At 71.0% G+C, this 24,161-nt stretch carries 19 protein-coding genes and 1 pseudogene; 13 read left to right on the top strand and 7 right to left on the bottom strand.

Annotated elements, in window-relative coordinates; all coding sequences use genetic code 11:
* The 5 genes and pseudogenes from ABZS58_RS14790 to ABZS58_RS14770 all read left to right on the top strand — a co-directional run.
* Window positions 1–306 (top strand): annotated as a pseudogene (locus tag ABZS58_RS14790) (coagulation factor 5/8 type domain-containing protein); the annotation flags it as partial.
* Between the two features lie 58 nt (window positions 307–364).
* On the top strand, window positions 365–2,557 hold the full coding sequence (locus ABZS58_RS14785; protein WP_354781475.1) for a carbohydrate-binding protein: 2,193 nt from the start codon (window positions 365–367) through the stop codon (window positions 2,555–2,557).
* A 330-nt stretch (window positions 2,558–2,887) separates the two neighbouring features.
* Window positions 2,888–4,348 (top strand): APC family permease, encoded by a 1,461-nt coding sequence (locus tag ABZS58_RS14780; protein WP_354781473.1) that lies wholly within the window; start codon window positions 2,888–2,890, stop codon window positions 4,346–4,348.
* A complete protein-coding gene (locus ABZS58_RS14775) occupies window positions 4,341–5,345 on the top strand; it encodes a hypothetical protein (protein ID WP_354781471.1) in 1,005 nt (334 codons plus the stop codon). Before ABZS58_RS14780 ends, ABZS58_RS14775 begins: the two co-directional genes overlap by 8 nt.
* Window positions 5,342–6,580 (top strand): pyridoxal-dependent decarboxylase, encoded by a 1,239-nt coding sequence (locus tag ABZS58_RS14770; protein ID WP_354781469.1) that lies wholly within the window; start codon window positions 5,342–5,344, stop codon window positions 6,578–6,580. The genes ABZS58_RS14775 and ABZS58_RS14770 overlap by 4 nt, the downstream gene beginning before the upstream one ends.
* A gap of 439 nt (window positions 6,581–7,019) precedes the next feature.
* Here ABZS58_RS14770 and ABZS58_RS14765 read toward each other — a convergent pair whose 3' ends face one another.
* Window positions 7,020–8,021 carry a LacI family DNA-binding transcriptional regulator gene (locus ABZS58_RS14765; protein ID WP_354781467.1) on the bottom strand — a complete coding sequence of 334 codons (1,002 nt, stop codon included), beginning with the start codon at window positions 8,019–8,021 and terminating at the stop codon, window positions 7,020–7,022.
* Window positions 8,022–8,158: 137 nt separating this feature from the next.
* Window positions 8,159–8,494, bottom strand: coding sequence for a VOC family protein (locus ABZS58_RS14760; RefSeq protein ID WP_354781465.1), 336 nt, complete (start codon window positions 8,492–8,494; stop codon window positions 8,159–8,161).
* Between the two features lie 48 nt (window positions 8,495–8,542).
* Here ABZS58_RS14760 and ligA point away from each other — a divergent pair, with 48 nt between their 5' ends.
* Window positions 8,543–10,669 carry an NAD-dependent DNA ligase LigA gene (gene ligA / locus ABZS58_RS14755; RefSeq protein ID WP_354781463.1) on the top strand — a complete coding sequence of 709 codons (2,127 nt, stop codon included), beginning with the start codon at window positions 8,543–8,545 and terminating at the stop codon, window positions 10,667–10,669.
* Between the two features lie 1,014 nt (window positions 10,670–11,683).
* Here the strand turns inward: ligA and ABZS58_RS14750 are convergent.
* From ABZS58_RS14750 to ABZS58_RS14735, 4 genes are all read right to left on the bottom strand, one after another.
* Window positions 11,684–12,877, bottom strand: coding sequence for a hypothetical protein (locus ABZS58_RS14750; RefSeq protein WP_354781461.1), 1,194 nt, complete (start codon window positions 12,875–12,877; stop codon window positions 11,684–11,686).
* A complete protein-coding gene (locus ABZS58_RS14745) occupies window positions 12,874–13,377 on the bottom strand; it encodes a SigE family RNA polymerase sigma factor (protein WP_354781459.1) in 504 nt (167 codons plus the stop codon). The genes ABZS58_RS14750 and ABZS58_RS14745 overlap by 4 nt, the downstream gene beginning before the upstream one ends.
* A gap of 227 nt (window positions 13,378–13,604) precedes the next feature.
* A complete protein-coding gene (locus ABZS58_RS14740) occupies window positions 13,605–13,817 on the bottom strand; it encodes a DUF397 domain-containing protein (RefSeq protein ID WP_354781457.1) in 213 nt (70 codons plus the stop codon).
* Between the two features lie 38 nt (window positions 13,818–13,855).
* On the bottom strand, window positions 13,856–14,713 hold the full coding sequence (locus ABZS58_RS14735) for a helix-turn-helix transcriptional regulator (RefSeq protein ID WP_354781455.1): 858 nt from the start codon (window positions 14,711–14,713) through the stop codon (window positions 13,856–13,858).
* Window positions 14,714–14,880: 167 nt separating this feature from the next.
* Here ABZS58_RS14735 and ABZS58_RS14730 point away from each other — a divergent pair, with 167 nt between their 5' ends.
* From ABZS58_RS14730 to ABZS58_RS14720, 3 genes are all read left to right on the top strand, one after another.
* Entirely contained in the window at window positions 14,881–15,519 is a 639-nt protein-coding gene (locus ABZS58_RS14730) for a GPP34 family phosphoprotein (protein WP_354781453.1), read from the top strand.
* A 77-nt stretch (window positions 15,520–15,596) separates the two neighbouring features.
* Window positions 15,597–17,126, top strand: a complete 1,530-nt coding sequence (locus tag ABZS58_RS14725; RefSeq protein WP_354781451.1) for an APC family permease — start codon at window positions 15,597–15,599, stop codon at window positions 17,124–17,126.
* A gap of 30 nt (window positions 17,127–17,156) precedes the next feature.
* Complete coding sequence (locus ABZS58_RS14720; RefSeq protein ID WP_354781449.1) at window positions 17,157–17,786, top strand: GNAT family N-acetyltransferase; 630 nt, start codon at window positions 17,157–17,159, stop codon at window positions 17,784–17,786.
* A gap of 3 nt (window positions 17,787–17,789) precedes the next feature.
* On the opposite strand, the gene ABZS58_RS14715 is transcribed toward ABZS58_RS14720, so the two are convergent.
* The gene (locus ABZS58_RS14715; protein ID WP_354781448.1) at window positions 17,790–19,043 is read right to left on the bottom strand and encodes a LacI family DNA-binding transcriptional regulator; all 1,254 of its coding nucleotides are present in this window, start codon (window positions 19,041–19,043) and stop codon (window positions 17,790–17,792) included.
* 394 nt (window positions 19,044–19,437) lie between these two features.
* Here ABZS58_RS14715 and ABZS58_RS14710 point away from each other — a divergent pair, with 394 nt between their 5' ends.
* From ABZS58_RS14710 to yjfF, 4 genes are all read left to right on the top strand, one after another.
* Window positions 19,438–20,424: an ABC transporter substrate-binding protein gene (locus ABZS58_RS14710; RefSeq protein ID WP_354781446.1), complete on the top strand. Its 987-nt coding sequence runs from the start codon at window positions 19,438–19,440 to the stop codon at window positions 20,422–20,424.
* An 11-nt stretch (window positions 20,425–20,435) separates the two neighbouring features.
* On the top strand, window positions 20,436–21,953 hold the full coding sequence (locus ABZS58_RS14705; RefSeq protein WP_354781444.1) for a sugar ABC transporter ATP-binding protein: 1,518 nt from the start codon (window positions 20,436–20,438) through the stop codon (window positions 21,951–21,953).
* Complete coding sequence (locus ABZS58_RS14700) at window positions 21,953–22,996, top strand: ABC transporter permease (RefSeq protein WP_354781442.1); 1,044 nt, start codon at window positions 21,953–21,955, stop codon at window positions 22,994–22,996. Before ABZS58_RS14705 ends, ABZS58_RS14700 begins: the two co-directional genes overlap by 1 nt.
* Before the next feature lie 85 nt (window positions 22,997–23,081).
* Window positions 23,082–24,071 (top strand): galactofuranose ABC transporter, permease protein YjfF, encoded by a 990-nt coding sequence (gene yjfF / locus ABZS58_RS14695; RefSeq protein WP_354781440.1) that lies wholly within the window; start codon window positions 23,082–23,084, stop codon window positions 24,069–24,071.
* Window positions 24,072–24,161 lie beyond the last annotated feature (90 nt).

Here is a 24,161-nt window from a genome sequence, read left to right as displayed (position 1 = left end):
TACGACGTGCCCAACCAGTCCTCCTGGTCCAGCGGCGGCGGGGCACAGGGCTGGGCCGCCTACAAGGTCGGCGCCAACGTCACCACCCATGAGGCCTGGGGCCTCGGCAGCTACTGCTACTTCTCCACCAACCCCAGCGTCGTGCTCGGGCACTCCTTCGAGGTGCCGGTGCAGCCGAACGTCAAGTTCCACAACATGGTGACGGTGTCCCTCGGTGGGACCGGGACCATCTCCCGCGTCATCAACAACACCGGCGGGACCGTCAACAGCGGTAACCAGGTCACCTACCTGGTCAGCGGCCCGTAACCCAGTCAGGTGCGGCGTCGCTTGCGGCGGCGCCGCACCACCAACCCCTGGAGTCCTTGTGAGGCGATCCATCTCCGTGGCGACCGTCGCGCTGGTCACCGCCGGCACCCTGGCGGTCCCGACCGCCGCATCAGCCGGTCACGGCGCCCTCGTCACGGGCACGTACTCGACCGGCGCCGCCCACTGGCAAGCATTGCCGAGCGTCCGCGTCGGCAACGGCGCCGACAACATCGCCGACGCGACCGTCGTCGTCGACCCGAGCCGGACCCGGCAGTCGTACACCGGCATCGGCTTCTCCATCGACGAGACCACCGTGTCGAACCTGTGGAAGCTCACGCCCGCCGAACGCGACCGTGCCGTCCGGCTGCTCGTCGACCCGCGCACCGGCGCCGGCCTGGACCGCTTCCGGCTCACCATCGGCAGCCCCGACCTCATCGAGCACCTGCCGTTCTGGTCCTACGACGACCTGCCCGCAGGCGTCACCGAGGACCTCGACCTCAAGTACTTCAGCATCCAGCGCGACATCGACCTGCACATCGTCGACACGATCAAGCTCATCCAGAAGTACAACCCGGACGCGACGTTCCTCGCCTCGGCGTGGAGCGCGCCGGCCTGGATGAAGACCAACAACCGGTTCCTCGGCGAGGTCGCCCTCAAGCCCGGCAGCACCAGCGAGTACTACCAGGTCGGCAAGCTGCGCGACGATCGTATCGACGTGTTCGCCCGCTACTACGTCAGGTACGTCCAGGCGTACGCGCGGCTCGGCATCCGCGTCGACGCGCTGACGCTGCTCAACGAGCCCGGCATGGACGTCGTCTACCCGGCCATGGACATCAGCGTCGAGCAGCAGCAGAAGCTGTCGGTGGCGATCGACCGGGAACTGCGCAGGGCCCGCCTCGACGTCGACCTGTACATCCACGACTTCAACTTCTGGGACTGGCGCGACCCCAACAGCACCGCCACGAAGAACTACCACCGCGTCCTGGACGACCCTGCCGCCGCCCGCGCCGCCGACGCGATCGCCTTCCACCCGTACTGGGGCGATCCGGCGGTCATGCGCGACGCCTACGAGCAGACCGGCAAGCCCGTGCACCTCACCGAGACCAGCGACCTGTCACCGGCCACGGTCCTCGCCGACTTCCGCCTCGACGCGTCGTCCTACGTCATGTGGGCGCAGGCGACCGACCAGGACGGCGGCACCCTGCACTGGACGCCCGCCCGGGACAACAACGTCGACTGGGACGAGGTCGCCCGCACCACGAAATGGCCGGACCGCCTGGTCAAGGTCGACACCACCACCCGCACGTTCACGGTCCGCGACGAGCTCTACCAGCTCGGGCAGTTCAGCCGGTACCTGACGCCGGCGCACGTGCGGGTCGCCTCCAGCGGTACCGCGGGCGGCATCGGCAACGTCGTCTACCGGGACCGGCACGACGGCTACGTCGCGGTCATCGGCAACGCTCTCGATGTCGATCGGACCGTGCGGGTGGTGCTCGCCGGCAAGTCGTTCGTCGCGACCGTCCCGGCCCGCGCCTACGCCACGTTCCGCTGGGACGCCGACCTGCCCCGCGGTCGCAACCACGCGCCCGTGCTGCGCGATCCGGGGGCGGTCGTCGTCGACCAGTACAGCACCGGCTCGGTGCGGCTGAGCGCCACCGACGCCGACCGGGACGCCCTCGCCTACTACGCGAGGGACCTGCCCGACGGCGTCACCGTCGACGCGGCCACCGGGGTCGTCACGCTGCACCCGACCGTCGCCGGCAGCTTCGACCTCACCGTCGCCGTCACCGACGGGCGGGCCGGTGCCGAGCGCACCGTGCACGTCACCGTGCGGCCGCACGGCGCGCCGGTGGGGGAGAAGGTCGAGGCCGAGGCGTACGTGGCGCAGCACGGCTGGACCGACGGCGGCGCGAACTTCATCGAGACCAACCCGGCCGCCAGCGGTGGCCGCAACGTCGGGTGGACGGCCGCCGGCAACTGGCTCGCCTACCGTCTCGACGTCGCCGCCGGCACGTACGACGTCGAGCTGCGCGTCGCGACCGGCACCGGCGGCCCCCTGCCCGGCGCGATCTCGCTGCGGGACGCGTCCGGTGCGGTCCTGGCGACCGCGTCGGTGCCGGACACCGGCGGCTGGGGCGCGTACCGGTCCGTGCACATCCCGGTCACCGTCACGACCTCCGGCGACCAGCGGCTGACGCTGTTCTGCGAGACCGGCGGGTTCAACATCGACTATCTGCGGCTGACCGCCTGACGGTTCGCCGCGCCCAGCCGGCCCCTGGTTCTCCAGGGGCCGGCTGGCTGTCTTCTGGTCGCGAAATAAGTTACGCCTCCGTAAATTCTGCGTGTTCCCGGTTGCTGAAGCTGTTGCGGAGCCGCAGGTCGCGGCCGGTTCCGACCCCTTAGTGACCGAACGACCTAGGTAAATCCATGAGATCGGCCGAGGAGTCGCAGTGTGACTTCCGCCTATACACTGCGCTGCGGTAGTGATCAGGTAACTCAACTTCAGAATCGGAGAACGCGCCGCGATGCGTCCATCCCCCCGGCCCGAATTCACGCCGCCACGCCTTTTCGGCGGTGCCCGATGACGGGGTATGGGCTCACCCGCCGGCAGATGTCCGGCGGCGGCGTCTGGCTCTTCCAGATCGGCGCCAGCTCCCCGATGGCGGTCCTCGCCGGCGGTATCGTCGCCACCTACGCCACGACCGGGATGGTCGCCACCCCGCTGACCTTCCCGCTGCTCGGCATCGCGCTCGCGCTGCTCGCCGTCGGCTACGTGTCGATGGCCCGCAACGTGCCGCACGCCGCCCCCGCGTACGCGCTGCTCGCCCACGGCTTCGGACCGACCGCCGGCATCATCGGCGGGGCCCTCGCCCTGGTCTTCTACTCGTGCATCCAGATGAGCCTGTACGGGCTCGTCGGCGCCACCCTCGCCGGGCTGCTCGGCGGCAACTGGATCGCGTGGGCCGCCGTGCTCTGGCTCGCCGTCGCCGTCTGCGGGCTGCTGCACGTGTCGCTGTCGGCGTTCGTCGTCGGCTCCGTGCTCTGCGTCGAGCTGGTCGTCATCGCCCTGTTCGACCTCGCCGCGTTCGCGCACCCGGCCGGCGGCAGCATCACCACCGAGCCGATCAGCATCACCGGCCTGTGGGCCCCCGGCATCGGTGGCGCGCTCGCCCTCGGCATCGCCGCGTTCATCGGCTTCGACACCGCCCCCGCCTACAGCGAGGAGGTCCGCAACAGCCGCAGCATCACCCGCGCCACCATCGGCGCCCTGATCTTCATGCCGCTGTTCTACGGGCTGTCGGCGTGGGCCCTCGCGACGACCGTCGGCGCGGACCGCATCGCCGCCGTGGCCGCCGACCCGGAGGCCGGGCTGCCCTTCAACGTCCTCGACGAGTGGTACGGCAGCGGCCTCAGCCTCCTCGCCACGATGCTGCTCATCACCAGCGTCTTCGTCGCCATGCTCTCCTTCCACAACGTGCTCGCCCGGTACGCGTTCGGCATGGCCCGCGAGGGTGTCCTGCCCGCGTGGCTGGCCCGCACCGGCGCCAGCGGCCAGGCCGAGGGCGCCCCGACCGGCGGGTCGATCCTGCAGAGCGCGACCGCGCTCGTCGTCGTCGGGCTGTTCGTGATCCTCGGCGCCGACCCGATCACCGTGCTGTTCACCTGGCTGTCCGCGGCCGGCGCCATCGGCATCCTGCTGATGCTGGTGCTCATCTCCGCCGCCAGCATCCGGTACTACCGGCGCGGCGGCGGCACCCACGAAGGCCTCATGGTCAGCACGGTGCTGCCGAGCCTGGGCGTCATCGCGGGCGCGGGCATCCTGTTCGTCACCGTCGCGAACCTGTCGTCGCTGCTGGGGATCGCGTCGGACTCGATCCTGCAGGCGGTCATCCCGGCCGCGGTCCTGATCACCATCCTGGTCGGGGCGGTGTGGGCGCTGGCACTGCGGTCGAGGCGGGCGCCGGTCCTCGCCGACGTCGGGCGGGGCAGACCGGACCCGCTGCGGGTCCTGGACCGCCGGCTCAAGGACCTCGATGTTTGAGACCGACCCGGCGGTCGCCCCGCCGGCCGCCGACCCCACCCGCGACCGGATCCCACGTGGTTCCTTCGGCTCGGATCGTGGTTCGCTCGGCCCGGATCGTGGTTCCTTCGGCTCGGACCGTGGTTCGCCCGGTCCGGACCGTGGTCCGGTCGGCTCGGACCGTGGTCCGCTCGGTTCGGACCGTGGCTATCTCGGGTCGGACCCCGCGTATGAGCCCGCTCCGCGGCCGCCGCGGCGGTACCTCCACGACGACGACCAGCAGGAGACGCGGCACCTGCGCGCGGTGCCGCCCGAGGGGCCGCGCGGCATGAGCTCCGACAACCCCGAGGCCGACGTCACGGCCGCGTTCCGGGGCGAGGTCGTGTCCCGGCTGCGGCGCTTCTCGGTGCTGCACACCCGCCACGCGTGGGAACGCCGCCGCCGCGACCCCCTCAGCCCGCACGGGATCGCCCTGTTCTACCTGGAGCGCGGCGTGCCCGTGCTCCAGCAGCTGCGCACCGCGACCCGCATCTTCCTCGCCGACGACGAGGCCAACGAGCTGCCGATGCTGCTCTACGGCCTGGCCCGGCACGCCCACGAGGGCTACCAGGCCGACCCGGCCTTCGACCCGCGCACGATGATGGCCAACAAGTGCGACCCGATGTCCTCGGCCGCCGTGTTCGCCGGCATCGGCGTGTGCACCCTCGACACGCCGTACGGCCCGTGGTCCGACGCGCAACGCCAGGCGGCCAACGAGTTCGACCTGCCCGGCCGGTGCTTCGCCCGCCTCATCGACGGCACCCGGCTCCTGCTGGACCGCGGCGGGCGCAAGCAGTTCAACGGCCTGACGGTGGAGAGCTCCGTCGACGACACCAACGCCCACTACGGCGTGCCGAGCATGCAGTGGCGGTGGAACCCGTCGCTCGCCGAGATCGAGCAGCACGACCCGACGTATCACGTGTGGCGGTGGATGAGCGAGCTCGGCCGCATCATCGACGTCAGGTCGCAGCCGCGATGACCGCCGTGGACCCGGTCCCCGCGGACCCGTTCCCTGCGGACCCGTTCTCCGCGGAGCCGCTGCCCGTGGACCCGACGATCGCCGGCCGGCTCGACCAGCTGCACGCGGACCTGACCGGGCACGGCGCCTACGACCTCGGGTTCCCGGGCGCCACCGACCTGCCCGACATGACCGCCGTGGCCCGGTTCGACCGGCTGCTGCTCAACAACGTCGGCCATCCGTACGCGGCGGGCGGCGCGTACCGGCTGCACACCAAGGTCGTCGAGCACGAGGTCGTCCAGTTCGTGGCCGACCTCGTGCACGCGCCGCTGGACAACCGGCACGGGTACGTCACGACCGGCAGCACCGAGAGCAACCTGTGGGCCCTGTGGCAGGCCCGGCAGCATCTGCCGGGCGCGGCCGTGTTCGCCTCCACCGCCGCCCACTACAGCATCGCCAAGAACGCCGAGCTGCTCGGCATGCGCCTGTACCTCATCCCTGCCGACGACCGCGGCGAGATCCGCTACGACCTGCTGCGCACCGCCGTCACCGAGCACCGCCGCCGGCGCCGCGGGGCCGGCGCCATCGTCGTGGCCACCATCGGCACCACGATGACCGAGGCCGTCGACGACGTGCTGCTGATCGACGAGGCCCTCGCCGGCGTCGACGCCGCTCAGCGCTGGATCCACGCCGACGCCGCCCTCGCCGGCATCCCCCTGGCGCTCTGCGACCCGCTGACCCGGCCCGGCTTCACCTTCGCCGACGGCGTGCACTCCTTCGCCGTCAGCGGCCACAAGTTCCTCGCCACCCCGTTCCCCTGCGGCATCGTGGTCGCCCTCGCCGACCGGCACACCGGCCGGGGCAGCATCACCTACACCGCCGCGCCGGACAGCACCATCACCGGCTCCCGCTCCGGCCACGCGCCGCTGTGGCTGTGGTATCTGCTGCGCTACTGGGGCCTGCCCGGCCTGCGCGGCCGGGCGGTGGCCGCCCGGGACCTGGCAGGCTACACGGAACGGCAGCTGCACGGGATCGGCTGGCCCGCGTGGCGCGCCCAGGAGCACGCCTTCACCGTCGTCTTCCCCCGCCCGCCCCAGCACTTCCTGGACCGCTGGCCCCTCGCGACCGACGACCGCGGCAACGCTCACGTCGTCTGCATGCCCGGCAAGACCCGCGACCTGATCGACCGCTTCGTCACCGACCTGGCCCACGTCCTCAAGGGCGCGGTCTCGCTCCCGAACTCGATCGCCTGCTGACCCGTCCCTCGCCGATCCGCCGCTCGACGGTGATGCGGCAGCCCGCAGTGCGGCGGGCACACGCGATGGCGACCTCATGACCGGCGCGGCGGCTGCCGTGCTGCGGAGGCGGTGGTCCCAGCGGGATGCACCTGCCGCCACGCCGACCATCAGACCCCCGTGCCTCAGAACCTAACAAGCTCCCGCGCCGCCGTGCGCTCGATCCGCGCTCCTGCCGGATACCTGACACAGCTCGCCCACGGTGCCCCGTTCTGTGGTTGGGTGGCCCGCCGGTTGCAACCTCTCTCCGATGATCCGGAAGAGTTGTTGTCGCCCCAGCGGCAAAATGTTTTCCGGATCATGGAGGGCCACGCGGAGGGCCGCCAAGGCCCGACCGGCGGCTGACGGGAGCACGCACCGCAACCACGGCGGGCGTGAGCCATGAATTCGCTCTTGCTTTTCAGCCCTTCGGTGCGGCTGTGCTGCGCCGCAGGACGAGGGTCGGGGCGACGTGGGGGTCGGGTGCGGGGCGGTCGGGGCCTTCGGGAAGGTCGGCCTCGATGGCGCGGAGCAGGGCGGCGATGCAGCGGCGGCCGACCTCGTCGAAGTCCTGGCGGATCGTGGTCAGCGGCGGGGACAGGAACTCGGCCTCGGGGATGTCGTCGAAACCGACGATGCTGACGTCGTCGGGGACGCGGATGCCGTGCTCGTGGAAGGCGCGCATCATGCCCAGGGCCATCTGGTCGTTGCCGGCGAAGACCGCGGTGACGTCGTCGCGGCGGGCGAGCTCGAGGCCCGCCTGATAGCCGGAACGGGCGGACCAGTCGCCGGTCATGAGCGGCGGGGCGGGCAGGCCGGCGTCCTCCAGGGTGCCGCGCCAGCCTTCGATGCGGCCGTGGGTCTCGAGCCAGTCGCGGGGGCCGGACAGGTGCCAGACCTTGCGGTGGCCGAGGCCGAGGAGGTGCTGGACGGCGAGGCGGGCGCCGGTGACCTGGTCGACGGAGATCGCGGGGATCTCGCCGCCGACGACGGCCTCGACGGCGACGGCGGCGACACCGAGCGGGAGGCTGTGCAGCGCGGCGGCGGCGGCCGTCTGCGGGGCGATGACGACGACCCCGGCGACCGACTGGTCGGCGAGGGCCTCCAGCGCGGACACCATGCCGCTGTGGTCGACCTGCTCCAGGGTGACGATGCTGACGCCATACCCCGCGGCGCGGGCGGCGCGCTCGATGCCCAGCAGGGTCGAGGCGGGACCGTAGAGGATCGTGTCGAAGCTGACGACGCCGATCACCCGGGACCGCCGGCCGGCGAGGCCACGGGCCATCGCGTTGGGCCGGTAGTTGAGCTGCCGGACCGCCTCCAGGACCCGCTCACGCGTGGCGGGGCTGACGCTCGGGTGCTGGTTGAGCACCCTGGACACGGTCTGGTGGGACACGCCGGCGAGTCGCGCGACGTCGTTCATGACCGCTGCCCGGCCCTGGCTCGTTGGACGCATCGCCCTCCCCCCATGTTGATGTTAGCGCTGCCACGATATGCCGTTCCCGCCGGTACGCCGCATCGCGGAGCACGGAATGGCCGTTCGGATGACCCCTTTTTTCGCTATTCGACGCAGAACTCGTTGCCCTCGGGGTCCGCCATGACCGTCAGGTCGTCGCCTTCTTGCAGCACCGTCGCGCCGAGCGCGGTCAGTCTGGCCACCTCGTCGGCGACGGTACCGGGGGCCCTGAGGTCGAAGTGCATCCTGTTCTTGGCGGTCTTGCCCTCCGGCACGCGCGCGAACCAGATGTTGGGCCCGCCCCAGCCCGCGGCCTCGACGAACGCCTTGTCCGATGTGGACTCCTCGTCGACGTCCGTGCCGAGCGCGGCGGCCCAGAAGCGGGCGAGCGCGAGCGCGTCGGCGCTGTCGAACGTGACGGACTTGATGACGGCGGGCATCGCCGCACCGTAACAGCTTTTGTCGTACCCCCTGGCTAGGCTGCAGCCATGGAAGCCTCGGTGCGGGAAGCTGCTGGTCTGATTGTCGATGCCGCTCGGGCGGAGCCGTTCGGGAGCGCCGAGGAGTATCAGGCCGCCGTCGGTGACGTCCGGCAGGCCGCCGCTTCCTACTACGGCGGTTCCGATCTGGCCATGGACGACGCCGTCTATGACGCGCTGCTGGCGCGGGTCTCGGCGACGGAAGCGGCCCGGCCCGAGTGGAAGGCCGAGGAGTCCCCGACCGAGGTCGTCGGCGCCGGCGGCGGGGTCGTCGGCGACGTCGTGCACAGCACCCCGATGCTCAGCCTGGACAACGCGTTCGACGAGGACACGCTGCGCAAGTGGGCCGCACGCCTGGACAGGATCCTGGGGCGGGCGGCCGCCGGGTTCACGGTCGAGCCGAAGATCGACGGTCTCGCGATCGCCGCGCGATATGTCGACGGCCGCCTCGTGCAGGTCGCGACCCGCGGCGACGGCCGGGCGGGCGAGGACGTCACCGGGCAGGCCCGGCGGGCGGTGGGGCTGCCGGAGCGGCTCGCCGAGCCGCTGACCCTGGAGGTGCGCGGCGAGGTGTTCATGACCGACGCCGACTTCGAGGTGGCCAACACGATGCGCACCGGCACCGGCGAGCCGGCGTTCGCGCACCCGCGCAGCGCGGCCGCCGGCACGCTGCGCGCGCAGGACCGCACATATGACGCGCCGCTGTCGTTCTTCGCCTATTCCGTGCACCGCGACGAGCCGCCGGCCGGCCCGCACTCCGAGGCGATGGCGGAGCTGGAGCGGCTCGGGGTGGCCACGACCGGCGGGTCCGTCGCCGGGACGCCCGTGTGCCGCAGCGTCGAGGAGATCCTCGCCGCAGTGCAGACGCTGAGCGCGAGCCGGGGCACGCTCGGGTTCGGCATCGACGGCGCGGTCATCAAGGCCGACCTGCCGGCCGACCGCGACGCCGCCGGTTCGTCCAGCCGGGCGCCGCGGTGGGGCGTGGCGTACAAGTTCCCCGCCGACACGCGCATGACCCGGCTGCTGGAGATCAAGGTGCAGGTCGGCCGGACCGGCGTGATCACCCCGGTCGCGGTGCTGGAGCCGGTGCAGGTCGACGGGGTCGTCGTGGAGTTCGCCACTTTGCACAACTTCGGCGACCTGGAGCGGCGCAACGTGCGCCCGGGCGACGTCGTGTTCGTCCGGCGCGCCGGTGACGTCATCCCCGAGGTCACGGGCGCCAAGCTCGACGAGCGGCCGGCGGACTCGGTGCCGTTCGAGCCGCCGGCGCTGTGCCCCCGCTGCGACGGTGAGATCGACCGCACCCAGAAGCGCTGGCGTTGCACCCGCGGCCGGGCCTGCGGCGCGCACGAGTCCCTGGCCTACTACGCCGCCCGGCACTCGATGGACATCGAGGGACTCGGCGGGAAGATCATCGACATGGTCGTCGCGGCGGGTCTCGTCACCGACCCCGCCGACCTGTATGACCTCGACGTGCCGACGGTCGCCGGGCTCGACCGGATGGGCGACGTGTCCGCGACGAAGCTCGTGGCCGGCATCCAGGCGTCCAAGGCCCAGCCCTTCGCCCGGGTGCTGACCGGCCTCGGCGTGCGGATGACGGGGCGGTCCATGTCCCGCCGGCTGGCCCGCCACTTCGGCACGATGCAGGCGCTGCTCGACGCCTCCGTCGAGGACCTGCAGCAGGTCGAGGGCGTCGGCCCGGAGCGCGCCGTGACCATCGCCGCCGAGCTGGTCGACCTGGCCCCGGTCATCGACAAGCTGGTCGCCCGCGGCGTCAACATGACCGAACCCGACCTGCCCGCGCCCATCGCGGCCGCCGCCGAGCCCGGCGACGCGGCGGTCGTCGCGCCGCCGCTGCGCCGGCCCGACGGCACCCCCATGGCGGTCGTCGTGACCGGCTCGGTGCCCGGCCTGACCCGCGACGAGGGCAACGAGGCCGTGGAGCGCCTCGGCGGCAAGTCCTCCGGCTCCGTGTCGAAGCGCACCGACCTGGTCGTGGTCGGCGCCGGCGCCGGCTCCAAGGCCGAGAAGGCCGAGCAGCTGGGCATCCGTATCCTGCCGGCCGACCGGTTCGCCGCGCTGCTGGAGGCGTATGCGTCGGGTGACGAGGCCACGGTCGCCGAGATCCTGGCCTGAGCCCCGCGCACCCCGGCGAGTGCGTGCGCGGCCGGGGTGCGCCAGCCGGCGGTGATCCTCGCTTGCCGGTTCTCCCGCACCTGCGTGCGTGACGGTCGCCTTGCTGGTGTGCCGGTGGCACCACAACCTGCCGTGTGACCCGTCGGCCTTGGGGTCGTCGTCGCTCCGCGTGGTGGATGGTCGGTGTGCACGGGGTTCGGGTCTGGTCGCGGCTGCTGGAGTCGTGGTGCGCTGGATGATGGGGCACCTCGGCGGGGTTCTCGATGATCCGGAAGAGTTTGTGCTGCTCTGGAGGGTGGCGCGTAATTCGGAATTCTGGCTTGTCAAGCTTCTACTGGCGCGTGTTCTAGGCCGCGAAGCGGACCTTTCGGGCAGTCGTCGCAGAGGAAAGTCCGGATTGCGGCTTTCTCGTCGACAGACTGGCTCTTCGACGCATCGACGTAGCTAATTATGCGCCACCCTCTCTGGCGGCACAAAGTCTTCCGGATCATGGGAAATGGGCCAGTATCGATGGCTGGACCGGGGAGTACCGCGGTTCGGGCGGTGATCTGGTCGTGGGCTCCGGGCGGCGGTCCAGCTGCCCGGTGCGGTGGTGCGCGGCGGTCACGGTGAGGGTCGGCGGTGCGGTGGATGGTCGGTGCATCGGCGGTGCCGGTTGCGGTCGCCGGGTCGAGAGCGCAGGAGCCGCAGCCCATGGACCGGCCCACCTGCGCGACGCTGTCCGGCGGCATGGCCTCGGTGCCGGCCGCCGGGTCGGGGGGTTTGCGGGATGTCCGCGACCCGCCCTGGCGCCGCGTCCAGCGGCGGGGGCCGCGCTCGCGTGGTGGGTCCAGGCGGCTGATCGCCTCGTGCCGGTGTGGTGGGCGTCGCGGCCCGAAGGCGGGACGGGAGCTGGAAGGGTTGCGGCGGAAGGGTTTCCGGCGAGGTGCCGGACACCGTTCGACGAACGGTCCGGGCCGGCCGGGCGCCGGTGTGGGTGCCGGAGCGACCGGCACCCACACCGCGCGGCCGGGGTCAGCGGCGGCAGTCCCAGCGGAACAGGTCGGACCTGCCGCCGGCGGACTGGGCCGCCCAGCCGATCAGGAGCCGGCCGTCGGCGGTCATCGACGAGATCTGCAGGCGGTCGTACGAGCTGGGGCGGGGCAGGGGGAGCAGGGTCGTGCCGTTCCAGAAGGCCGCGTCGGTGAAGCGGTTGATGACGGCGGTGCCGTCGGCGGCGATGCTGCCGCCGCCCGCGAACACGTCGGTGGCCTCGAGGAACTCGACCTTGCCGGTGGACAGTTGCCAGCGGGCTGGTTTGACGGGGCCTTCGCCGGTACGGCGGCCGGTGGCAGGGTCGAAGGACTTGAGCACCAGGAAGTTGACCATGCCGATGACCCAGTCGCCGGCGATGCGTTGCGGGTAGCCGCCGGGCAGGCCCGGTGGGGTGGCGAGGGTGGCGGTGGTGCCGTCGGGGTTCCACTGGTAGGGCTGCTCGCCCTGGTTGAGGTGGCCGATGACGCGGCCGTCGTCGGTGATGTCCTCGGCCGCCGAGGACTTGCCGGCGGGGGTGGCGAGCAGGAGCGGCGTGTCGGGGGCGGTGTGCCGCCACAGGACGGCGCGGAATCGCTTGCCGGGCATGGTGGCCTCGCCGACGATGTCGCCGGCGGCGTTGACGCCCTTCGGGGTGACCGACACGGCGCCGGTCGGCTTGGCCAGCAGGAGCCGGGTGCCGTCGGGGGTGATCCGGAAGGCGCGCTCGTCCAGGGCCTCCACGCCGACGATGACGCCCGACGCGTTCATCGCCGTGACGCGGATGCGTTGTGCGGCGGTGTACCGGCGGACCTCCGCGCCGTCGCGGTACACCACCAGCAGGCCGGGATCGGGGCCGCGGGTCAACGCCAGATAGTGCCCGCTCGGGTCGGTGGACGCGGCGCCGATCTCGCCGCCGACGTTCAGCGCGGTGGGGGTGCAGCCGGTCGGGTGGACGCTGACCGACGGCGCGGGCGAGGGTGCGGGGGAGGGATCCGCGGGCGGGCCGTGCGGCGGGCGGACCGCGGCGGCGACCCCGGCCAGGGTGACGAGCACGACCAGCGCCGTGCACACCCCGGCCACGACACCGCGGCGGCGGCGCACCCGGGCGCGGCCGGCCAGGAGGACGTCGTCGATGTCGACCCGGCTCTCGGGGACGGCCTCATCCGTCAGGATCGCGAACGGGTTGTCGGTCATGCCCCACTCCTAAGGCTCTCGCCGAGCATGCGGCGCAGGCTGCCCAGCCCGCTGAACGTCTGCCGCTTCACGGTGCCCTCCGACCGGTTCAGCAGCCGCGCGACCTCGGCGATCGGCAGGTCGCACAGGAAGCGCAGCACGACGACCGTGCGCTGCCCCTCGGGCAGGCGGCGCAGCGCGGCGCGCAGCACCATCCGCTGCTCCACGAGGGGGTCGTCGGCGGCGACCGGCACGTCCGGGGTGGTCTCGCGCAGCTGGACCCTGGCCCACCAGCGGCGCCGGTCGCTGAGGCAGGACCGCACGACCATGGTGTGCACGTAGGCGTCGAGGTTCTCCACCTCGCGCATCCGGTTCCAGCGCTGGTACAGCACGGTCAGCGTGTTCTGCACGGCGTCGTCGGCCTTGTCCCGGTCGCCGAGCAGCTGGTACGCGACCCGGTGCAGCCGCGGTATCCGGGCCTGCGCGTAGAGGCTGAAGTCATGTTCCCGATCCGGGCGCACGTGGTGGGTCCCTTCCCTGGACGTTCCACCAGGTTGATGTCGCCCGGCGCCCAGGGGGTTGATCGTCACCGGAAAAAATCTCTTACAGATACTGCGAAAGGCGGCGGTGGCGCCGGCGGACGGTCCGGAATAGCATCGACCGGTATCTCGGCAGCAGGGCCGATGCGCATGCATCAGCCCTGCCGCGGATCATTGATGTTCGGGATTTGAGGAATCGGGAAAAAGCGTCAGCTGGTCACATCGAAAACGCCGTGCTTGGTGTCGGACACGAACGACTCCCAAGCGGCTGGACTGAACCGTAGAACGGCTCCGTCCGGATTCTTGCTGTCGCGCACACCGACAGCGGTGGCAACGACCGCGACTTCCACGCAGTTGTTGCCGCCGTTGCCGTTGCTGTGACTGCTTTTGTGCCAGCCGGCATCGGTGAATTGAGCGGACAATCGGATACACCTCCTTTCTCGTGACCTGAGCGGGAAGCTCAGTCGAGCAGGCGTTCGATCAAGGTCACCGTCTCGGACTCGCTGAGGGCCTTCGTCTCCAGCCGCTCGAACTCGTCGCGGTAGCGCGTGACCTCCGCAGGCTGCTCCTCGTAGTAGTCCCCGGCAAGGCCCTCCAGGTAGATGACATCCAAGTGGGCGACGTCCGGGAACTCGAGGAACGTGATCGATCCGCCCATGAACGGGTGCTCGCCCGCGGTGAACGGCACGATCCGCAGCGACACGTTGGGCAGCGCCCCGACCTGCAGCAGCTTGCGGCGCTGCTCCTGCATCACTGACGGACCGCCGACGACCCGGTGGATCACCGACTCGTCGATCAGGGCGACGAGCTGGATCGGGTTCGCCGAGGTCAGCCGCTCCTGGCGGAGCCGGCGCAGGGCGACCCGCCGCTCGATGGACTCCCTGGTGTCGTTGCGCCGGCCGATGCCGATCAGCGCCCGCATGTACGCCTCGCACTGCACGAGGCCGGGCAGCACGATCGGCTCCCAGACGCGGGTGATCGACGCGTCCGCCTCCATGCCGACGAAGTTGCCGGGCCGCATGACGTCGCGGTAGTCCGTCCACCAGGTGCGTTGCTTGCTCTGGCGGGCCAGGGCCAGCAGCGCCTCGCGGTAGTCGGGGTCGCGGACCCCGTAGAGGGTCAGCAGGTCGTTGACGTCCCGGGCGTTGACCGGCACGCGCGCGTTCTCAATTCTGGTGACCTTGGCCGAGTGCCACTCGAAGTGCCGGGACACGGATTCCTGCGTGAATCCGGCTTCCTCGCGACTTTTCTTCAGTTCCGCGGCCAGTCGACGGCGGCGAAGCGTCGGGCCCTCGTCCTTTGCGGCGTCAATGTCCACGGTATTGATCATATGCAATTTGCGGGAAGCTCATACCCCGAGTCTAGTACTCGTTGCACTACGCGCCGTGTCTGGTACATGATGCACGGGACATCGAAGCCAGCACATGCGCATGCTGGTCCGTTTCGCTGACGTGCTCGGGGCAGAGTCGAGGGAGCGTGGTCGCGATGCTTGCCAACAGCTATTACCTGATTGCTCACGATGATCGAACCGGCCGTTCACGGCTGCACCCACGGGCCGCCGGCCTCGGACTGGCGTCCGCGCTTCTCGGCGAGCTGATGCTGTACGGACGGCTGCGCGCCATGACCGGCGACCTGTACGTCGTCAGCCAGGAGCCGCCCGGCGACTCCCTGGCGCACACGGTGCTCGACCTGCTGATCGCGCAGCCGCAGCACCGTGAGATCCGCACCTGGCTGGCGTATCTGGCCGCCGACGCGACCGACCAGGTCGGCGAGCGGCTGCTGCGGGCCGGCGTGGTCGAGCCGGTCACCCGGCGCAAGCTGCTCAGCGCGCAGACGCTGTACCTGCCGCTGTCCGCCGAGCAGCGCAACACCGCGGCGTGGGAGTCGATCCGGCTGTCCGAGGCGCTCGCGCACCGCCGCTCCATGGCGCTCAACGACCGTGCCCTCATCGCCGTCGTCGTCGCGACCGGGCTGACCCGGCACGTGTTCGCCGGCGTGCAGGAGCAGCGCGAATGCATGCGGCAGCTGCCAGCGATCATGGCATCGCTCCCGGACGACCTGGTCCAGCTCGTGCAGTACACGGAGGCCGCGGTGGGCTCCGCGCTCGCCGTGGGCCGCCGGTGACCCGCACGGTGGGCCGTCACCACTATCACCGCGGGAGGCTGCGCACCAGCACGGCCGGCCGTGTGAGGAGACCGAACATGGCACGTTCCTCCCCGAGCGGCCCCGACATCGTGACCCGGGGCCTGGCCAGCAACCGGCTCGGCGTGCCGTCCGTGGTGTTCTTCGGGGTCGCCGGCGCGGCCCCGCTGACCGTGATCCTCGGCGCCATCTCGACGATCTACGCGGTGGTGGGCAACACGGCCGTGCCGCTGGTGTACTTCGTGGCCGCGCTCATCCTGTCGCTGTTCACCGTCGGGTTCGTGGCGATGAGCCGGCACATCGTCAACTCCGGCGCGTTCTACTCCTACATCAGCCACGGGCTGGGCCGCGTCGTCGGTGTCGCCGCCGCGTTCATCGCGCTGCCGGCGTACGCGGCGATGCAGATCGGACTGTTCGGGCTGCTCGGCGTCGTCGCCTCCGGGATCCTCGCCGCCAGCGGGATCAAGGCGAGCTGGTTCGTGTGCGCGCTCGTCGGCTGGTTCCTCGTCGCCGTGCTCGGCGTGCTGTGGGTCGACCTCAGCGGCAAGGTCCTGGCGGTACTGCTCACCGCCGAGATCACCATCGTGCTCATCTACGACGCGATCATGATCTCCCACCCGGCCGGCGGCAAGGTCAGCACCGAGGCCCTGGCACCGGCGCAGCTGCTGACCCCCGAGGTCGCGGCGATGCTGGTGCTCGCGATCGCCGGGTTCGTCGGCTTCGAGGCGACCGTCGTGCTGTCGGAGGAGGCGAAGGACCCGAAACGCACCATCGGGCGGGCCACGCACTGGGCGGTCCTGCTGCCCGGGCTGCTGTGCGGGGTCTCCGCGTGGGCGATGTCGGTCAACACCGGCGCGGGCAACATCGTGCAGGCCGCCAAGGACGAGGAGACCGACCTGGTCTTCACGCTCGTCACGCCGTACGTGCCCGAGGCGCTCGTCAACGTCGGGTACATCCTGTTCCTCACCAGCGTGTTCGCCGCGGCCCTGGCGTTCCACGCGGCGGTCGCCCGCTACCAGTTCGCCCTCGGCCGGGAGCGGGTGCTGCCCAGGCTCTGGGGCGTGGCGCACCCACGCACCGGCGCCCCGCTCATGGGCTCGATCACGCAGAGCCTGCTCGCGCTCGGGGTGCTCATCGTGTACTGGGTGACGAACACCAACGCGCTGATCCACCTCTTCGCGTGGGGCACCACCGTCGGCGGGCTCGGCGTGCTCATGCTCATGTGGGGCGCGTCCGCGGCGGTCATCGCGTTCTTCGTCAGGCACCGGCGGCGGGAGAACTTCTGGCGTGCGCAGCTCGCCCCGACGCTGGCGTTCCTGCTCCTCAGCGCGGTGCTGGCGGCGACCGTCATCGGCCTCGGCGACCTGCTGCAGGTCGAGTCGGACTCGGTGTTCAACTGGGTCTTCTCCGCCGCGTACGGCGGATTCGCGCTCCTGGGCGTCATCTGGGCGCTCGTCATGCGTGCCGCCCGGCCGGAGTCCTACGCCGGGATCGGCCGCGGCGCCGAACGGCGGGTGATCCCCGACGGCGCCGGGCTGCCCGTCTCGCACGCGCTGCCCCGGACCGCGGACGTCGCCCACCACTCGTAGCTCGTCCGCGCACATCGAGAAAGGATGTTCATGACGCACGCCATTCAGGATGTCGTCGTGCGCGACATCGAGCCGGTCGACACCGGCGACATCACCGAGGTCCTCGTCGCCGCCATGAGCGACGGCCCGGTCGCGCACTGGATGTCGCCGGACGCCGCCGACCGCCGCGCGGACAGCCCCGCGTACTTCGCCATCTTCGCCGAGCACGCCGTGCGCTTCGGCGAGGTGTACGTGACCCACGACCCGCTCGACGGCCGGCTGTCCGGTGTCGCCCTGTGGTTCCCGCTGACGCGGGCGATCCCGCCGCCGGTGGACTACGACCGGCGGCTCAAGGAGGCGGCGGGCCCCGCGTTCGACCGGGCGTGCCGGCTCGACGCGCTCCTCGACGAGGAGCACCCGATCGTGCCGCACCACTACCTGGCGTTCCTCGCGGTCCGGCCGGAGCGGCAGAACCTCGGCATCGGCAGCTCCCTGCTCGCCCGGCACCACCACCGGCTCGACCGGGCGGGCCTCCCCGCGTACCTGGAGGCCAACCACCCGCGCAACCGTGAGCTGTACCTGCGGCACGGGTACGAGAGCCGCCCGCCGATCATGCTGCCGGACGGCCCGCCCGTCTGGCCGATGTGGCGCCCGGCACCGGAGCTCCTTCCCGCTGTGTAGCGCTCAGACCTGGGTCCTGGCGGCGCTGGCGCGGACGATCAGCGACGGCGCGAGGTGGACCGGGCTGGTGGGGATCGGGGTGCCGTCGAGGCGGGCGACGAGCAGGCCGACGCTGCGCCGGCCGAGCTCGGCGAAGTCCTGGTGGACGGTGGTGAGCGGGGGCAGGAAGTAGCCGGACTCGGGCATGTCGTCGAAGCCCACGATGCTGACGTCGTCCGGCACCGTGCGACCCGCCTCGTGCAACGCCCGCAGCACGCCCAGCGCGATGTGGTCGTTGCCGCAGAAGACGGCCGTGACGCCCGCGTCGGCGGCGAGGACCTGGCCGCGCAGATACCCGGACCGCGCGGACCAGTCACCGGCGGCGACCGGCGGCACGGGGGCGCCCGCGGCGTGCAGGGTCTGCCGCCAGCCGTCGATGCGGTCCCGGCCCTCGGGCCAGTCGGCCGGACCGGGCACGTGGTGGACGGTGCGGTGACCGAGGTCCAGCAGGTGCCGGGTGGCGAGGCAGGCGCCGCGGACGTTGTCGACGCGCAGCATCGGCACGGCCCCGTCGTCGGCGCCGCCGACGCCGACGGTGGGGGTGCCCGGCGGCGCCTGGGCGAGCGCGTCGGCGACGGAGTTCTTCGGCGCGATCGCGATGATGCCCTCGACGGCCTGCGCGCACAGCTGCTCGACGGCGTCGAGCACGGCGTGCCGGTCCAGGGACCGGACGGTGGCGATGCTGACGTAGTAGCCCGCCTCCCGGGCCGCCTTCTCGATGCCGTAGATCATCGAGGCGGGACCGGCGAGCGTGGTCTCGAAGCCGATCAGCCCGATCGTGCGGGACCGGCTGGTGACCAGGGTCCGCGCGGCGAGGTTGCGGCGGTAGTTGAGGATCCGCACGGCGTCCAGGACCCGGCTGCGGGTGCCGTCACTGACGTTCGGCAGGTCGTTGAGCACCCGCGACACGGTCTGGTGCGACACCCCGGCCAGGCGGGCCACGTCCCGCATCCCGACCTTCCTCGGCGGCGGCACCTGCACGGCGTCGGGCGCGGCCCCGCCGGCGTGCGCGACCGGTCCCCGCCGGCTGCGGTCCGGCCCGGCGGGGGAGGGAAACCCGGCCCGCCGCACCGGCGCGGCCATGAACCGTGCACCGCCGACGGACCTGTCGCCGGCCGGGTCCGCGGCCGGGCCGCCGGCCGGGCCGCCGTGCGGTGCGCCGGGCGCGGTAGGTGCCCCGGGGCGTCCCGGCACCAGGCGGCCGATGTCCGGGGACATCGGCCGGGTGGCGGAAGCGTCACGTGACGGAGGGGCGGCGCCACGTTCCGTCGAACTTTCGCCATGCTGCGTGCCGGGAGCGATACGTTCCGTAGCGATGGGGGCGCGTTCGGTGGATGCGGGGGCGGCGGAGGCGGCGCGAGCGGAGGCTCCGCGGTCCCGTCCGGAGCGCGCGGGGTGGGCCAAGGGGCACCTCCGGTCACGAATCGACGTCACAGACTTGACGTCGGGGATGAGAACGCTAACACTCTCGACATACAACCGCGACGGCCAATGTAACCCAGGCCGGAGCAAGGCACCCCTATCGCCACACACCCCGGCGGTGGGGCGGTCCGCCCTTGAATGTGAACGTTCACGCGTACCCCCCGCACAGGACACCCCGTTAGGAGAAGTAGTGCTGAAGAAGTGGTCCGCGGCCGTGCTCAGCGGCCTGTTGGTGGTCGGCGCGCTCAGCGCGTGTGGCGGCGAAGGCGACGACGCCGGCAGCGGCAAGAAGGACGACGGCAAGATCACGATGGGCTTCGCCCAGGTCGGCGCCGAGTCTGGCTGGCGGACGGCGAACACGAAGTCGGTCCAGGAGGCGGCCACGGCCGCCGGGATCGACCTGAAGTTCTCCGACGCGCAGCAGAAGCAGGAGAACCAGATCAAGGCGATCCGCAGCTACATCGCGCAGAAGGTGGACATCATCGCCTTCTCGCCGGTCGTCGAGTCGGGCTGGGACACCGTGCTCAAGGAGGCCAAGGACGCCAAGATCCCGGTGATCCTGACCGACCGCGCGGTCGACTCGAAGGACACCTCGCTCTACAAGACCTTCATCGGCTCCGACTTCGTCCTCGAGGGCAAGAAGGCCGGCGAGTGGCTGGTCAAGGAGTACACCGGCAAGACCGACACGGTGAACATCGTCGAGCTGCAGGGCACCACCGGCTCCGCTCCCGCCAACGACCGGAAGTCCGGCTTCGCCGACGTCATCAAGGCCGACCCGAAGTTCAAGGTCATCGCCTCGCAGACCGGTGACTTCACCCGCGCCAAGGGCAAGGAGGTCATGGAGGCCTTCCTGAAGGCCAACCCGAAGATCGACGTGCTCTACGCGCACAACGACGACATGGGTCTCGGCGCCATCGAGGCGATCGTGGCGGCCGGCAAGAAGCCCGGCGTCGACATCAAGATCATCACGGTCGACGCGGTCAAGGACGGCATGACGGCCCTGTCCGAGGGCAAGATCAACTACATCGTCGAGTGCTCTCCGCTGCTCGGCCCTCAGCTGATGGACCTGGCCAAGAAGGTCCTCGCCGGTGAGACGATCCCGCAGCGGGTCCTGACCGAGGAGACCACGTTCACGCCGGAGCAGGCCAAGGCCGCGCTGCCGAACCGCAAGTACTGAGAGGCGCAACCATGGGGACCGCACTGCTGAGCATGAGCGGCATCAGCAAGCAGTTCCCCGGCGTCAAGGCCCTCGAGGGTGTGGATTTCCGCCTGTACCAAGGGGAGATCCACGCCCTCATGGGTGAGAACGGCGCCGGGAAGTCGACGCTGATCAAGGTGCTGACCGGTGTCTACGACATCGACGAGGGTGAGATCACCCTCGAGGGCCGGCCGGTCCGGTTCGCCGGGCCGCAGCAGGCCACGGAGGCCGGGATCAGCACCGTGTACCAGGAGGTCAACCTCTGCGCGAACCTTTCGGTCGCGGAGAACATCTTCATCGGCCGCGAGCCGACGAAGTTCGGCCGGATCCAGTGGGGCGTCATGCGCCGCCGCGCGACCGACCTGCTCCAGCGCATGGAGCTCGACCTCGACGTCACCGCGCAGCTGTCGACCTATTCCCTCGCCGTGCAGCAACTCGTCGCGATCGCCCGCGCCATCGACGTCGACGCGAAGGTCAACCCGAAAGTTCTGGTCCTCGACGAGCCGACCTCCAGCCTCGACGCCGGCGAGGTCGCTCAGCTCTTCCGCATCATGCGGCAGCTCAAGGCGCAGGGCATCGCGATCGTCTTCGTCTCGCACTTCCTCGACCAGATCTACGAGATCTGCGACCGCATGACGATCCTGCGCAACGGCCGGCTGGTCGGTGAGCACCTCGTCGCCGACATCAGCCAGGTCCAGCTCGTCAGCCTTATGATCGGCAAGGAGCTGGCGCTGCTGGAGCGCCTCGAGGACGCAGGCAAGCGGTCCTTCGACGCCGCGCCGGCCGTCGCCCAGGCACACGACCTCGGCCGCACCGGCGCGGTCGCGCCGTTCGACCTCACCATCCACCAGGGTGAGGTCGTCGGCCTCGCCGGGCTGCTGGGCTCCGGCCGCACCGAGCTCGCCAGGCTGTTCTTCGGCGCCGACAAGGCCGACAGCGGCCGCCTGGAGATCGACGGGAAGCCCGTCACCATGCACGGCCCGCGAGCCGCCATGAGCCACGACATCGCCTACTGCTCCGAGAACCGCAAGACCGAAGGCCTGGTCGAGGAGCTCTCGGTGCGGGAGAACATCATCCTCGCCATGCAGGCCGCCCGCGGCTGGACCCGCCCGCTGCCCCGGCGCCGCCAGGACGAACTGGTCCAGAAGTACATCGACGCGCTGAACATCAACCCGAAGGACCCTGAGCTGCCCGTCCGCAACCTGAGCGGCGGCAACCAGCAGAAGGTGCTCCTCGCCCGATGGCTCATCACCGAGCCGCGGCTGCTGATCCTCGACGAGCCGACCCGCGGCATCGACATCGGCGCCAAGGCCGAGATCCAGCGGCTCGTCGTCGAGCTCTCCGACGGGGGCATGGCCGTGCTGTTCATCTCCGCCGAGCTGGAGGAGGTGCTGCGGCTCAGCCATCGCATCGGCGTCCTGCGCGACCGGCGCCTGGTCACTTCTCTGGACAACACCGACGCGGTCGACCTGGACCGCCTCACCGAGACGATTGCGAGTGGCACCTGATGGCGGCGATCACCAAGCACAGGCTGTTCTGGCCGGCGGCGGTCCTCGTCGTGCTCCTCGTCACCAACGTGTTCTTCTCCGGCGGCTTCTTCAAGATCGAGCTCCGGGACGGCCACCTGTACGGCAGCATCATCGACATCCTGCGCGCCAGCGCGCCCCTCGGCCTGGTCGCGCTCGGCATGACCCTCGTGATCGCGACCGGTGGCATCGACCTGTCCGTCGGCGCCGTCGTCGCCATCGCCGGCGCGCTCGCCTGCCTGCGCATCAGCGGGCTCGACAACCAGAACAGCGTCACCGGCGTGCTGCTCGCCGTCGGGCTCGCGCTGGTGCTGTCACTGGTGCTCGGCGTCTGGAACGGGTTCCTCGTCGCCACCGTCGGCATCCAGCCGATCATCGCGACGCTGATCCTCATGGTCGCCGGCCGCGGCCTCGCCCAGCTCATCACCGACGGGCAGATCATCACGATCAACAGCGGCCCGTACAAGATGATCGGCGCGGGCTACTGGCTCGGGCTGCCGCTCAGCGTCATCATCGCCGTCGGCGTCGCCGTCGTCGCCGGCCTGGTCGTGCGCCGCTCGGCGCTCGGCCTGCTGCTGGAGTCCGTCGGCGGCAACGCCGAGGCGTCCCGGCTCGCCGGCATCAAGTCCCGCTGGCTGATCCTCATCGTCTACGTGTTCGCCGGGCTCTGCGCCGGCATCGCCGGGCTGATGATCAGCTCCAACGTGTCCAGCGCCGACGGCAACAACGCCGGCCTGCTCATCGAGCTCGACGCGATCCTCGCCGTCGTCATCGGCGGCACGTCCCTGGCGGGCGGCCGCTTCTCGATCGCCGGCACGATCCTCGGCGCCGTGATCATCAAGACGCTCGACATCACGATCTACACCGTCGGCATCCCGCCCGAGGTGACGCTGCTGTTCAAGGCGGTCGTCGTGGTCGTCCTGTGCCTCGCCCAGGCGCCGAAGTTCCGCGAGAAGTTCCAGCGCCGCCGCCCGTCCACGCCAGCCGCCCCGCAGGCGCAGCAGAAGGTCGAGGTGACGGCATGACTGGTCCGGAGCGAAGCGGAGGAGCCGCGAATCAGCATGACAGCGCCCAGTCGCGTCGGCGCCGGAGCGAAGCGGAGGTGACGGCGTGAGCGCGACCTTCGAGGCGCTGCAGAAGCGCGTCATCCGCAGGCCGCAGCAGCGGCACATCCCGGTCCTGGCCACCCTCGCGTTGCTGTGTCTCATGTACGGCGCGGGCGTCGTGCGGTACACCGGCTTCAGCGACACCCAGATCGTGCTCAACGTCTTCATCGACAACGGTTTCCTGCTCGTCGTCGGCGTCGGCATGACGTTCGTGATCCTGACCGGCGGCATCGACCTGTCGGTCGGCGCGGTCGTCGCGCTCACCACGATGATCTTCGCGTCGCTGGTACGGGCCGGGTGGTCGCCGATCGCGGTCCTGCCGCTGGTGCTGCTCGTCGGCGCCGTCATCGGTCTCGCGATGGGCTGCATCATCCACTTCTTCGACATCCAGCCGTTCATCGCCACGCTCGCCGGCATGTTCCTCGCCCGCGGCCTCTGCTACGTCATCAGCACCGAGGCGATCCGGATCGACAACGCGCTCTGGACGTCCCTCGCGGACTACAAGATCCGCTTCGGTGGGTTCCACATCTCGTGGAGCGTCGTCATCTCGATCGTCGTGGTGCTCGTCGCGGCGTACGTCCTGGCGTACACCAGACTCGGCCGCAACATCTACGCCATCGGCGGCAACCAGCAGTCCGCCATGCTCATGGGCCTGCCCGTCGGCCGCACGAAGATCGCGGTCTACACGATCAGCGGCCTGTGTTCCGCGCTCGGCGGCGTGCTGCTGACCTTCTACACCTCCTCCGGCTACGGGCTGCACGCCCTGGGTATGGAGCTCGACGCGATCGCGGCCGTCGTCATCGGCGGCACTGTCCTCACCGGCGGCTCGGGCTTCCTCTTCGGCACCGTCCTCGGAGTCCTCGTGCTCGGCCTCATCCAGACCATCATCACGTTCGAGGGCACCCTCAGTTCGTGGTGGACCAAGATCGTCATCGGTGCGCTGCTGTTCGCGTTCATCGTGTTGCAGCGGGCCGTGGCGCGGAGATCCTCATGACACAGTCACCAGTTCCCCGGCCCTCACGGGCCGCGGCTCCGTGGGGGGTTCCCACCCCACACCCCCCACGCGACGCAAGCGCCGCGCTCA

The sequence above is a fragment of the Dactylosporangium sp. NPDC005555 genome, assembly GCF_040605635.1.
GTDB lineage: Bacteria > Actinomycetota > Actinomycetes > Mycobacteriales > Micromonosporaceae > Dactylosporangium.
The sequence above is the reverse complement of the archived record's forward strand: the minus strand, read 5'-3'. Positions and strand labels throughout refer to the sequence as shown.

What these genes read in the sequence shown, in the direction of transcription:
- ABZS58_RS14780 (WP_354781473.1), top strand. Translation starts at nt 2,888, where the DNA reads ATGACGGGGTATGGGCTCACCCGCCGGCAGATGTCCGGCGGCGGCGTC.
- ABZS58_RS14775 (WP_354781471.1), top strand. Translation starts at nt 4,341, where the DNA reads ATGTTTGAGACCGACCCGGCGGTCGCCCCGCCGGCCGCCGACCCCACC.
- ABZS58_RS14770 (WP_354781469.1), top strand. Translation starts at nt 5,342, where the DNA reads ATGACCGCCGTGGACCCGGTCCCCGCGGACCCGTTCCCTGCGGACCCG.
- ABZS58_RS14765 (WP_354781467.1), bottom strand. Translation starts at nt 8,021, where the DNA reads ATGAACGACGTCGCGCGACTCGCCGGCGTGTCCCACCAGACCGTGTCC.
- ABZS58_RS14760 (WP_354781465.1), bottom strand. Translation starts at nt 8,494, where the DNA reads ATGCCCGCCGTCATCAAGTCCGTCACGTTCGACAGCGCCGACGCGCTC.
- ligA (WP_354781463.1), top strand. Translation starts at nt 8,543, where the DNA reads ATGGAAGCCTCGGTGCGGGAAGCTGCTGGTCTGATTGTCGATGCCGCT.
- ABZS58_RS14750 (WP_354781461.1), bottom strand. Translation starts at nt 12,877, where the DNA reads ATGACCGACAACCCGTTCGCGATCCTGACGGATGAGGCCGTCCCCGAG.
- ABZS58_RS14730 (WP_354781453.1), top strand. Translation starts at nt 14,881, where the DNA reads ATGCTTGCCAACAGCTATTACCTGATTGCTCACGATGATCGAACCGGC.
- ABZS58_RS14725 (WP_354781451.1), top strand. Translation starts at nt 15,597, where the DNA reads ATGGCACGTTCCTCCCCGAGCGGCCCCGACATCGTGACCCGGGGCCTG.
- ABZS58_RS14720 (WP_354781449.1), top strand. Translation starts at nt 17,157, where the DNA reads ATGACGCACGCCATTCAGGATGTCGTCGTGCGCGACATCGAGCCGGTC.
- ABZS58_RS14715 (WP_354781448.1), bottom strand. Translation starts at nt 19,043, where the DNA reads ATGTCCCCGGACATCGGCCGCCTGGTGCCGGGACGCCCCGGGGCACCT.
- ABZS58_RS14705 (WP_354781444.1), top strand. Translation starts at nt 20,436, where the DNA reads ATGGGGACCGCACTGCTGAGCATGAGCGGCATCAGCAAGCAGTTCCCC.
- ABZS58_RS14700 (WP_354781442.1), top strand. Translation starts at nt 21,953, where the DNA reads ATGGCGGCGATCACCAAGCACAGGCTGTTCTGGCCGGCGGCGGTCCTC.